The sequence below is a fragment of the Paracoccus gahaiensis genome (genome assembly GCF_005048225.1).
GTDB lineage: Bacteria > Pseudomonadota > Alphaproteobacteria > Rhodobacterales > Rhodobacteraceae > Paracoccus > Paracoccus gahaiensis.
The window spans coordinates 80,984-91,988 of record NZ_SUNI01000006.1; the positions used below are offsets into that span (position 1 = coordinate 80,984).

The window sequence follows — 11,005 nt, forward strand, 5'->3', positions numbered from 1 at the left end:
CACGGCCCTCCGGTCAGGTCCTCAGGCGGCGCCGTAGCGGGTGCGCGCCTCGCGGAAGGACATCAGCCGGCCCAGCTTCTCGTCCCACAGATGCAGGTTGACCGAGCGCAGGCTTTCGCCAAGCGTCAGCCGCTGCGCCTGCGCCAGCTCGGCATGGTCGCGCAGGATCTCCGGCAGGCGATAGAAGGGGATGCGGCTGTAGAGGTGGTGGACGTGATGCACGCCGATATTCGCCGTCAGCCAGCGCAAGGGCTGGGGCAGGATGTAATGCGACGACCCGGCCAGCGCCGCGTGATGCAGCTGCCAGTCGGGGGGCTGGGCCCAATGCGTCTCCTCGAACTGGTGCTGGACGTAGAACAGCCAGACCCCAAGCGTGCCCGCCACGACCGTGGTCGGCAGGAAGATCAGCAGCACGGGCGCGGGCCCGGCCAGCCAGATCATGAGGCCCAGGATCACCGCCAGCGCCAGATTGGTGCCAAGCGCCGAGGCCCAGAACTTCCATCCCGCGCGCATCAGCCCCAGGGGCAGGCGGTTCTGCAGCAGGAACAGATAGCTGGGGCCCAGGATGAACAGCACGACCGGGTGGCGATAGAGCCGATAGAGGAACCGCCCCCACCGGGTGCGGCTGCGGTATTCCTCGACCGTGAGGGTCATCACGTCGCCGATGCCGCGCTCGTCCAGATTGCCGTGCTGGGCATGGTGCAGCGAATGGGTCCGGCGCCAGACATCATAGGGGGTCAGCGTCAGCACGCCGAGGCCCCGCCCGATCCAGTCCTGGACCTTGCGGCTCTTGAAGAACGAGGCATGGCCGCAATCGTGCTGGATGCAGAAGATCCGCACCAGGAACAGCCCGTTGATCATGGCGATCGCCACCGCCAGCAGCCAGCTGACGGACAGCGTGGCCCAGGCCAGCGCCCAGAGCGCCAGGAAGGGCAGAATCGTCACGACCAGCTCGAACACGCTGCGGCGGGTCGAGGGTTCGCGATATTTCGCCAGGATCTGCACCCATTCCTTGGCCTGGCGCGGCGCGGACGGGGAGGGCGCAGCCTGGTTCGTGTTGGTCATGTTCAGCGCCTTATGCCTTTCCAGAGCCGGAGAGCGTTGGATAACACGGAATGGCCGGTGCCGACTATGGCCCGTTTCGTGTGTCAGTGTCGCGGGGCCCACCCTCACGCAGGTGTCATCGCCCCCCGGTCCGAAGATCTGGCCGATGCGCCCGGCCTTTGTCAACGACCGAGGCCGGGGCAGGACGCGGTTGGGAAAAAATCGAAGGATTTTCGAGGCCCCGGCGGGGGCCCCGATCCGCCTCAGCCCAGGAAGAACTTGAGCATCGCCTGCGTGGCCGAGGGGCCGGCCGCGGTGTGGCTGCCCTGCGGATTGCCGCCGGACCAGGCATGGCCCAGCCCCTCGACGCGCCAGCTTTCGATCCGCAGCTCGCCCTTGGCATCGCGATAGCGGCCGATCTGGACGGCGCGTCCGTCCAGTTTCGCATCGGCGGCGCGGCGTTGCAGGCCCTCCTGCCGGTGCAGGGCCTGGGACAGGACCGCATCGCCATTCCGGGGCGAGACGGTCGTATCGGTCGATCCGTGCAGCACGAACAGCCGGCAGCCGACCCCGGTGCCCCGGTCCGAGCCGCCCTGCGACATGGCCTGGAACGCCCCCGACATGTCGCGGGCGGCGCCGTTCGGAAGGCCCGAATGGCAGGCCACCGCGCCGAAATCCTCGGCGAAGACCGCGCCCAGGGTCACGGCCATCGCGCCCCCCGCCGACAGGCCCGCCGCAAAGCGCAGATCGGGCGGCACCTCGAATTCATGCGCGATGCTGCGGGTCAGGTCGGCCAGGAAGGCGGCCTCTCCGCTGTCCTTGGCGCCATGGCGGGCCTCGAACCAGTTCCAGCAACGGTTCATGTTGGCCTGCGACGGCTGCGTGGGGGCGATGACGATGATGCGGTGCTGCTCGGCGGCCTCGAGGATGCCGGTGCCGCGCGCGAAATCATCGGGATCCTGCGTGCAGCCATGCAAGAGCAGCAAGAGCCCCGCCGCAGGTCCGCCCGCCAGTGAGGCGGGGACATAGAGGCGCAGGTCGCGCGATTCTCCGGCGGCCTGGTGGCGGCGCCAGGTCCACTGGGCGCCCTCGGGCAGGGTGGGGGCCGGGCCCGAGGCGCGGGCGCCCGGCAGGCCGGCACCGAAGCCACCGGTCAGGCCGCCCGCCAGACCACCGGGCAAGCCGCCCTTGAGCCCGCCCTCGCCCATGCCGGGCAGGCGAAGGTTGCTCAGCAATGCCTGCATGTCGGGCAGTTCCGGGGCGCTTGCGCCCGCACCGGCACCGGGTGCCGCATCCGGCGTCCCGCCGATTCCGGCCGAGCCGAGGCCCGACTGGATCATCTGCGTCGCCTCGGACAATTGGCCCGCGCGCATCAGGCGGGTGATCTCGGTCATGTTCATCTGGATCGGTTTGGTCATCTTACAGTCCTTTTCTCGGGCGGCAGGCGTCGAGGGCCGACTTGACCCCCGCATCCGCCTGGAGGGTTCCCAGAACCTCGATGGTCCGGATCGTTTGTGTGACAAGCTCGGCGGGGATGTCGCGGGCAAAGCGGGCCAGCCCGATCACCCGCAGGTCCAGCATCTGGTTGGCCGCCTTCAGGCCCTGCAGCTCGGCCAGGGTGACGTCGCGCAGGCCCATGACGAAATCGTCGCGGATGATGGTGGGCGCCACCGCCGTGTCATGGCGGTCCAGCTGCGCACGGATCGCGGTGCGGATCAGGTCGCTGCGGCTGGCATAGAAGCCCTCGCGCACCAGAAGGTCGATCCGTCCCAGATCGACGAAGCCCAGGTTGATGGTGATCTTTTCGGTATCGGCCGTGCGGGCCGGAGATGGGGATGCCATGGTGTGTTCCTCTGTCTACCATCCATATGGATGTCTCACGGAGGGTTTACGACTTGATCTTTGTGAGTCGGGCGACAGCGCTTCGGCATGGCGTCCAAGCCCCCAGGGGGGTGCGGCGGAACCGGCGGGTCCGTCACGCGTCACAGTCATGGATCAGGCGCCAGCTGCGCAACCATCGGGCGCCATCCGAACCATTTGTTCTACATGATGTGCAAATCAGTCAATTCAGCCTTTTTCTCGATTGACAACCGAGGGATAAAGTCCACAACGGAGAGGCTTGGGAGGCGCGCGCGATGCTTGTTGGAATGATCGGAATATCCGTCCTCGTGGGCATCGTCGCCATGCTGGCAATGGCCCTGAACGGCGTCGGTCTGCTCAATGCATTCCTGATCGGTTATGTCGGCGGGGGCGTGGCATCCATGATCGTGCTGGCGACGGTCAGCGCCCTGCGCGACCGTCTGGCCCGGCGGAGTGACCGGCTAGCAGCCGGTCGCGCGCAGCACAATCCGGAAGGTCCGTACAATCAGTGACAGGTCCATGGATAGGCTGACCTCCTCGCAATAACGCTGGTCATAGACCGACCGCGCCGCAAAGGTGGTGCCGTTGCGCTCGGACACCTGCCACAGCCCGGTCAGGCCGGGACGGTGCAGCGCATAGTAGAAGCCGGGATACATCGACCGCTGCTCGGTCATCATCGGGCGGGGGCCCACCAGGCTCATCTGGCCGCGCAGCACGTTCAGCAGCTGCGGCAGCTCGTCCAGCGAGGTCTTGCGCAGGATCCGGCCCACGCGGGTGATGCGGGGATCCTCGCGCAGCTTCTGGTGATGGTCCCACTCGATGCGCGCGGCGGGGTTCTCGTGCAGATAGGCCGCCAGCAGGGCATCGGCCCCCGGCTTCATCGTGCGGAACTTGTACATCCGGAAGGGCTTCCACGCCCGGCCGAGCCGCTCCTGCACGTAGAAGGGCGAGCGCCCGTCGACCATCACCGCCAGCGCCACCACCACCAGGAAGGGCAGCAGGATCGGCAGGGCGAGGAGGATCAGGACGGTGTCCAGCAGGCGCTTGCCCCCCTGGACGTAAATCCCTTGGGTATCAAGCGACAGGTCGAGCGCCGGATCCGAGGTCAGGCCGTTTCCAGCGTCGTTGTGGTGAGCCATGTGACAACTCCGGCCTTGGAACCAGGAAAAAAGACCACGTTTTCAAGATCAAGACCGACCATGTCCCAGTGATCGGCAACGGGTTCTGTCTACCGGTGCCGATCTGTCATTGATAGTTGTCTAAAAAGAGAAGTTTGGTTTGAATATCGCGGTTTCCGGATCGGCGTCCCTGTCGGTCTTGCCCTTGGCGGGCCGGGCCGCCAGATCGGCCCCTGTCTGCATTTCACCCTGCCCCGCATGGTCGCGACGCGGTTGGCTTACCCATTGGTGGCGTCCTGCCGTCGGACATGGGGCGATGTCCTTCCGGTTGCGCGACCCGGTTGCGCGGCCTGCCGCCCCGGGCCGGGTGGCATCCTCGAATCGCACGCCCCGCGTGGTCGGACGCCCGAAGCGACGACATCTGCCGGTCCAAAGCAGAGGTCGTCTTCAAGGGGTCCCTGCGCCTCGGGTCCCCTTGGGTGGCGTGCCGAGCTGTCCGTTCAGCGGTTCCTACTCCAGAAATGCCGGAGGGGAAGATCCCTTCTTGCGACGGGACCGCGCGACGGCGGGAACCTGCAGGCCGAGGCGGTCGTTCAGCAAAAACATGCCGAGCAAATTCAGACATATACAGCATCATGCTCTCTCAGGTTGCAGGGCGGATGGTGGGGAACGGGTCAGACGCGAGTCGCGGCGGCGGCGGTCGCGTCCCGGCGCGGGCTTGGGCAAAATGGCATGGCCTCGCGGAAAAAGCTGAGTTACCGTCCCGTTCAGTTGTTCACAGTAAGGTTGTCCTGCATGCCGCATCGCCCGCGTGTCCTGATCATTGCCGAGGCGGCAAATCCCGAATGGGTGTCGGTCCCGCTGGTCGGCTGGTCGCTGGCCCAAGCGCTGCGCCGGCAGGCCCATGTGCATATCGTCACCCAGACCCGCAACCGCGACGCCTTCCTGCGCGCCGGGCTGGTCGAGGGTCAGGATTTCACCGCCATCGACAGCGAGGCCGTGGCCGGGCCCCTCTACCGCCTGGCCAGCCTGCTGCGCATGGGCAGCGGCAAGGGCTGGACGATGGTCACCGCGATCGCCGCGCTCAGCTATCCCTATTTCGAACGCCTGGTCTGGAAGAAATTCGGCGCCCGCATCCAGGCCGGAGAGTTCGACGTGGTGCATCGGATCACGCCGCTGTCGCCGACCATCGCCTCGTCGCTGGCGCCCCGGGTGGCGGCGGCCAAGGTGCCCTTCGTGCTGGGTCCGCTGAACGGCGGCGTGCCTTGGCCCAAGGGCTTCGATGCCGAACGGCGGCGCGAGCGCGAATGGCTGTCCTATGTGCGCGGCGCCTACAAGGCGAACCCGGCGCATCGCAAGATGCTGCGGTCCTCGTCGCTGATCATCGCCGGATCGCGCCACACCGCCGGAGAGATCCCGGTCGCGCATCAGTACAAGACCGTCTGGCTGCCCGAGAACGCCATCGACCCGGCCCGCTTCAACCTGACCGCGCCGCAGGATCTGTCCGGCCCGCTGCGCGCTTGCTTCCTGGGTCGGCTGGTGCCCTACAAGGGCCCCGACATGCTGCTGGAGGCGGCGGCGCCGCTGATGCGCGACGGCAAGCTGGTGCTGGACATGATCGGCGACGGGCCGATGGCCGAGGAGCTGCGCGCGCAGGCCGAGCGGCTACAGGTTTCCGATGCGGTCACCTTCCACGGCCATCTGCCCCATGATCAGGTCCAGCCGGTGCTGGCGCAGGCGAACCTGATGACCTTCCCCTCGATCCGCGAATTCGGCGGCGGCGTGGTGCTGGAGGCCATGGCGCTTGGCGTGGTGCCGATGGTCGTCGATTATGCCGGTCCGGGCGAGCTGGTGACCGGAGAGACGGGCTATCTGATCCCCGTGGGTCCGCGCCCCCGCATCATCGCGTCCTTCCGCGCGGCGCTGGAGGCGGTGGCCGCCGACCCCTCGGGCCTGCCCGCCAAGGCGCAGGCGGCGCGGCGCACGGCGCTGGCCGATTTCACCTGGGACGCGAAGGCCTCGCGCATTCTGGCCCTCTATGCCGCAATCCCCGATCTGCAGGCTGCCTGACCCGGCAGGCCCGCCCCGATCTGCCACAGGTTGTGGGCCTTGACAGCTCTGCAACGGGCTGGCAGGCCGAACTTTCGGCGGACCAGAGCGTTTAGCCTGAGACAAGCGCGGGTAAGGCACAGCCAGATGACACAGACACGTCCTGCCCCACGGGCCCCGAGGGACGACCTCCACGATCAAGGACCCGCCACCGACAGCCAATTGGGTTTCCTTCTGCCGACCCTGTCCGGCCACCCCTGGGCCCATGTCGAACAGATCCTCGCCGACGCCCCCGCGGATCTGCTGGAGCCCCGGCGGCTGGAGGCCGCGCTGACCGCCCTTGCCCTGCGCCACGAGACCCTGCGCACCGTCCTGCGCGCCGACGCGTCGGGCGAGACGCGGCGGATGGTCATGGATCGCCCCGCGGTCGATCTGCGCCTTCACAACCTGTCCAACACCGACGCCGCAGCCCAGCATCGCGCGATGGAGGCGCTGCTGCGCGCCGACCGCGATGCGGGGGCGGACCCGGCACAGGCGCCTTCGTGGCGGGTGACACGCCTGGATCTGGGGGCGGGCCGGGCGCGGCTCTTGTGGACCATCCACCATGCGCTGATCGACGGCACCGGGATCGAGGTCGTGATGATCGAGCTGTGGTCCCTGCTGAACGGCCCATCCCCGGAGCCGCACCCCTCCGCCGGGGATTTTTCCGCCGCCCTGGCGCATCGCCGGCTGGACCGGGCGGCGGCGCAGGCGGTCTTTGCGCCGATGCTGGCCGATGCCGAGCTGGCCTCGCCCTTGCCCGCCCGCGCGGCACAGGGGCAGGCCCGCATGGCGCAGTTGGCCCATGTGCTGCCCGCCGCCGCCGCGCGGGATCTGCGCGCGGCTGTGGGGGCCAGCGGAGCCACCGTTCTCAATGCCGTGCAGCTGGCCTGGGCGCTGGTCCTGGCACGCTGGACCGGACGGTCGGGCGCAGCCTTCGGGCTGGTCGAATCCGGTCGTCCCGGCGCGCAGATGGCCGAGGTCGTGGGCTGTCTGGTGGCCACCCTGCCGATGCAGGTGCGGCTGGACGATGTGCCCGACCTGGGTGCGGCGCTGTCCCGGATGCGCGACCTGACCCTGCGGCTGCGCCCCCATGCCGGGGCCAGCCAGACCGAGATCCGCCGCCATGCCGGGCGCAGCGGCGCCGAGCAGCTCTTCGACACGGTGGTGATGTATCAGCGCGGCACGCTGGCCGCACGGCTGGCCCAACGGGGCTGCGGCTGGACGAATGTCCAGTTGCTGGAGGAAGGCACCGCGCTGGTCACCGTCGCGGTCCATGACGCAGTGCGGGGCGATGCCGGCGGCGATGATGGCCTGCTGCTGGAGATCGAATACGACCCCTCCCGCCTCTCGGGCGACATGGGCGCGCGCCTGCTGGACCATCTGGCCCGGCTGCTTCAGGCGATGGGCCGCGCCGATCCCCGAACGCCCCTGTCGGATCTGGACATGCTCGGCCCCGATGAGACGGCGGATCTGCTGGCCTTGGGCTCGCCCGATCAGGCCCCGGAGGAGGCCACCCCTTGCCTTGCGACCCGGTTCGAGGTCGTGGCCGCCGCCCGGGGCGATCATCCGGCAGTGATCGAGGCCGCCACCGGACAGGCGACCAGCTTTGCCGATCTGGACCGCCGGGCCAATGCGCTGGCCCATCAGCTGACCGCCGCCGGCATCGCCGAGGGGCAGGTCGTGGGCGTCGCCCTGCCGCGCGGGACCGATCAGATCGCGGCGATGCTGGGGGTGCTGAAGACCGGCGCCGCCTTCCTGATGCTGGACGAGGCGCAGGCACCGGACTATCTGGCCGGGCTGCTGGACAGCACCGGGGCGCGAGCGCTGATCGCCACTGAGGGCTCGGCACTGGCCGCACGTCTGCCGGCGGAGGGGCCGCTGCATGTGGTGCCCACCGGCGATCTGTCGGAGAGCGCGCCACAGCGTCCGGCGCCCCGGGCCGACCAGATGGCCTATGTGATCCACACCTCGGGCTCGACCGGCACGCCCAAGGCGGTGGTCGGGCTGACCGGCGCGCTGGCCGCCCATGCCGGGGCCGTCATCGCCCGCTACGGCCTGCAGCCGCAGGACCTGGTGCTGCAATTCGCGGCGTCCAGCTTCGACGTGATGCTGGAAGAGGTCTGGCCGACGCTGCTGGCCGGCGCCACGGTCGTCACCCGTGACGACCGGCCCACGGCCTCGATCGAGGGGCTGTGGCAGCTGGTGGCGCAGCACGGCGTCACGGTGCTGAACCTGCCCGCCAGCTATTGGCGCCATCTGGTCGCGGAACTGGGCGAGGCCGCGCCCGCACAATTGCCCCCCAGCCTGCGCCTGCTGGTCACCGGCAGCGAGCGGATCGCGCCGGCCTCCTATCGGCAGTGGCGCGCGCTGGCCCCCGGCATCGGCTTCTTCAACGCCTATGGCCCGACCGAGGCCACCATCACCTGCGCCGCCTGGCGGGGTGGCGATCTGCCCGAGGGCGCCGAGCTGCCCATCGGGCGGCCTCTGGATCACGCGCGGCTGCTGCTGCGCGCGCCCGATGGCACGCTGACCCCGCAGGGCGGGCAGGGCGAGCTGTGGATCGGCGGCGCGGCGGTCACCGGCGGCTATCTGAACGATCCCGAGCGCACCGAGGCGGTCTTTGCCGCCGATCCCTGGCAGGCGGGGGGACGCCTCTATCGCAGCGGCGACCGCGCCGCCTGGTCGCCCGAGGGGCAGCTGATGTTCCTGGGGCGCGGCGATCGGCAGGTTAAGCTGCGCGGACACCGGATCGAGCTGGGCCAGGTCGAATCGGTGCTGGACGGTCAGGCGGGCATTCTGGAAAGCCATGTCGATCTGGACGCGGGCCCGCCCGCCCGGCTGCTGGCCTGGGTCGTGGCCGAGCCTGGCACCGATCTGGCAACCGTGGCCCGGGACATGACCGCGCGACTGCCCGCCTACATGCTGCCGCGCCTGATCGCGGTCCCGGACCTGCCGGTGACGGCCAGCGGCAAGATCGACCGCCGCGCGCTGCCGCGCCCCGATCCGGTCCGGTCGGGCGCCGTGCCGGATGACGAAGGCCATGCGCCTCTGGACGAACTGGCGCGGGTCATCGCCGCCTGCATGGCCGAGCTGCTGGAGCATGACCATGTCTCGGTCGATGACGATTTCTACGATCTGGGCGGGGATTCCCTGCTGGCGCTGCGGTTGTCGGGCATGGTCGCCGCGCGCAGCGGGCTGCGGCTGCAGACCACCGACCTGATGCGCAATGCCACCCCGCGCGAGTTGGCGCGGCTGTCGCAGGGCGATCCGGCGCGGCCCGACAGCCTGGTCGTCATCCAGCCGGACGGTCCGCATATTCCGGTCATCGCCGTGCATGTGCTGGGCCGCAACCAAGAGATGTTCCGCCCCCTCTCGGCGGCGCTCGGGCCCGATTATCCGGTCTGGGGCCTGACCGTGGGCGTGCCCGGCGATCTGTCCCAGATCGACGTGCGGGCGACCGCGCGGGTCTATTTCGACGAATTGCAGACCCATGCGCCGGGCCAGCCGGTCTGCCTGATCGCAGTCTCGATGGCCTCCTATTTTGCCTTCGAGCTGGCGCGGCTTCTGACCGAGGCCGGGCGGCAGGTGCCGGTGCTGGCCATTCTGGACGCGACCGGGCCGGGCGGGCGCCCCTCGGTCCACGGCGTGGCCAAGCTGCGCGCGCATCTGGGCCAGCTGCGTCGGCTTGGCTGGGGGCATGTGGAAACGCTGCGCGAGCACAGCCGCGAACGCCGCGCGCAGGCCCAAGCGCAGGCCCAGATCGACGCCCATCCCGAGGATGCGCCCGGCGTGCTGAACATGGAGCAGGTGATCCAGGCCAATGTGCTGGCGGTCGAGGCCTATGCGCCCGTGCCCATCGACGCCCCGATCGCGGTCTTTCGCGCCGATCACAGCTTCTGGGACGCGCCCGAGGCACGGCGCAACGGCCTGGGCTGGGCACCGGTCGCACGCGGGGGCTGGTCTCTGCACGACCTTCCCGGTACGCATCTGTCCATTCTCGAGCCCGGCAATGTCGAGGCGCTGGCGGGCCATCTGCGCCGGATCATCGCCGCCGCCGAGGCTGCGGACCCGCAGGCCGCCGCGGCGGCGGACATATCTTCCCGGGGCAGGGCCCCCGGATCCTGGAGGAACGGATGATGCAGTTTCAGGTGGGCACGGGGCGCGTGGCGCTGACCGTGCCCGATGTCGAAAGCCTGCTGGCGATCATCGGCGAGCGGTTGCAGGAGGGCCGGGGCTTTGCCTTGGCCACGATGAATGTCGACCATCTGGAAAAGCTGCGCTCGGACGACCGGTTCCGCCGGGCCTATGCCGGCCATGACCTGATCGTGGCGGATGGGAACCCGATCGTCTGGCTGGCGAAGCTGGGCGGCGCCCCGGTGTCGCTGGTGCCGGGCTCGGATCTGGTCGCGGCGCTCTGCACCGTCGCGGCGGGCAAGGACCGGTCGGTGGCGATCATCGCGGGCACCGAAGAATCGGGCCGGATCGCGGCGGATCGGCTGATGGCAAAGATCCCCGGGCTGCGCGTCGTGCTGGTCGCGGCACCGGGCTTTCCCTTCGATCCCGAGGGCCCCGAGGCCGATGCGCTTCTGGACCGGCTGGCGGCCAGCGGCGCGGGCCTGTGCCTTCTGGCCGTGGGCGCGCCCCGGCAGGAGATTCTGGCGGCACGCGGGCGCAGGCATTGCCCCGACGTGGGCTTCGCCTCGGTGGGCGCGGGGATCGACTTCATCGCCGGGCGCCAGAAGCGCGCGCCGGGCCTTGTGCGGGCGGCGCGGATGGAATGGCTGTGGCGGGCCTCGCTCAGCCCGATGCGGCTTGGGCCGCGCTATCTGCGCGGGGCGATGATCCTGCCAGGGCATGCGCTGCGCGCGCTGGCGCATCGGCGGCGGCGCTAG

General features: G+C 69.6%; 8 protein-coding genes. 4 read left to right on the forward strand and 4 right to left on the reverse strand.

What is annotated here, in order from left to right:
* Positions 1 to 21: 21 nt before the first annotated feature.
* The 3 genes from FA743_RS09165 to FA743_RS09175 form a co-directional block, all read right to left on the reverse strand.
* Positions 22 to 1,065, reverse strand: a complete 1,044-nt coding sequence (locus FA743_RS09165) for a fatty acid desaturase (protein WP_136885811.1) — start codon at positions 1,063 to 1,065, stop codon at positions 22 to 24.
* A gap of 242 nt (positions 1,066 to 1,307) precedes the next feature.
* Positions 1,308 to 2,462: an extracellular catalytic domain type 1 short-chain-length polyhydroxyalkanoate depolymerase gene (locus tag FA743_RS09170; RefSeq protein ID WP_136885812.1), complete on the reverse strand. Its 1,155-nt coding sequence runs from the start codon at positions 2,460 to 2,462 to the stop codon at positions 1,308 to 1,310.
* Position 2,463: 1 nt separating this feature from the next.
* Positions 2,464 to 2,886 carry a CopG family transcriptional regulator gene (locus FA743_RS09175; protein WP_136885813.1) on the reverse strand — a complete coding sequence of 141 codons (423 nt, stop codon included), beginning with the start codon at positions 2,884 to 2,886 and terminating at the stop codon, positions 2,464 to 2,466.
* Between the two features lie 293 nt (positions 2,887 to 3,179).
* Here FA743_RS09175 and FA743_RS09180 point away from each other — a divergent pair, with 293 nt between their 5' ends.
* The gene (locus FA743_RS09180; RefSeq protein WP_136885814.1) at positions 3,180 to 3,416 is read left to right on the forward strand and encodes a hypothetical protein; all 237 of its coding nucleotides are present in this window, start codon (positions 3,180 to 3,182) and stop codon (positions 3,414 to 3,416) included.
* On the opposite strand, the gene FA743_RS09185 is transcribed toward FA743_RS09180, so the two are convergent.
* On the reverse strand, positions 3,366 to 4,043 hold the full coding sequence (locus tag FA743_RS09185) for a sugar transferase (RefSeq protein WP_136885815.1): 678 nt from the start codon (positions 4,041 to 4,043) through the stop codon (positions 3,366 to 3,368). The genes FA743_RS09180 and FA743_RS09185 overlap by 51 nt on opposite strands.
* A 774-nt stretch (positions 4,044 to 4,817) precedes the next feature.
* On the opposite strand from FA743_RS09185, the gene FA743_RS09190 reads away from it, so the two are divergent.
* The 3 genes from FA743_RS09190 (at position 4,818) to FA743_RS09200 (ending at position 11,005) form a co-directional block, all read left to right on the forward strand.
* Entirely contained in the window at positions 4,818 to 6,092 is a 1,275-nt protein-coding gene (locus FA743_RS09190) for a glycosyltransferase family 4 protein (RefSeq protein WP_136885816.1), read from the forward strand.
* A 201-nt stretch (positions 6,093 to 6,293) separates the two neighbouring features.
* A complete protein-coding gene (locus FA743_RS09195) occupies positions 6,294 to 10,250 on the forward strand; it encodes a non-ribosomal peptide synthetase (RefSeq protein ID WP_169308828.1) in 3,957 nt (1,318 codons plus the stop codon).
* A complete protein-coding gene (locus tag FA743_RS09200; RefSeq protein WP_342774379.1) occupies positions 10,247 to 11,005 on the forward strand; it encodes a WecB/TagA/CpsF family glycosyltransferase in 759 nt (252 codons plus the stop codon). The genes FA743_RS09195 and FA743_RS09200 overlap by 4 nt, the downstream gene beginning before the upstream one ends.

Coding starts and splice junctions, on each gene's coding strand:
- FA743_RS09165 (WP_136885811.1), bottom strand. CDS start 1,065: ATGACCAACACGAACCAGGCTGCGCCCTCCCCGTCCGCGCCGCGCCAG.
- FA743_RS09170 (WP_136885812.1), bottom strand. CDS start 2,462: ATGACCAAACCGATCCAGATGAACATGACCGAGATCACCCGCCTGATG.
- FA743_RS09175 (WP_136885813.1), bottom strand. CDS start 2,886: ATGGCATCCCCATCTCCGGCCCGCACGGCCGATACCGAAAAGATCACC.
- FA743_RS09180 (WP_136885814.1), top strand. CDS start 3,180: ATGCTTGTTGGAATGATCGGAATATCCGTCCTCGTGGGCATCGTCGCC.
- FA743_RS09185 (WP_136885815.1), bottom strand. CDS start 4,043: ATGGCTCACCACAACGACGCTGGAAACGGCCTGACCTCGGATCCGGCG.
- FA743_RS09190 (WP_136885816.1), top strand. CDS start 4,818: ATGCCGCATCGCCCGCGTGTCCTGATCATTGCCGAGGCGGCAAATCCC.
- FA743_RS09200 (WP_342774379.1), top strand. CDS start 10,247: ATGATGCAGTTTCAGGTGGGCACGGGGCGCGTGGCGCTGACCGTGCCC.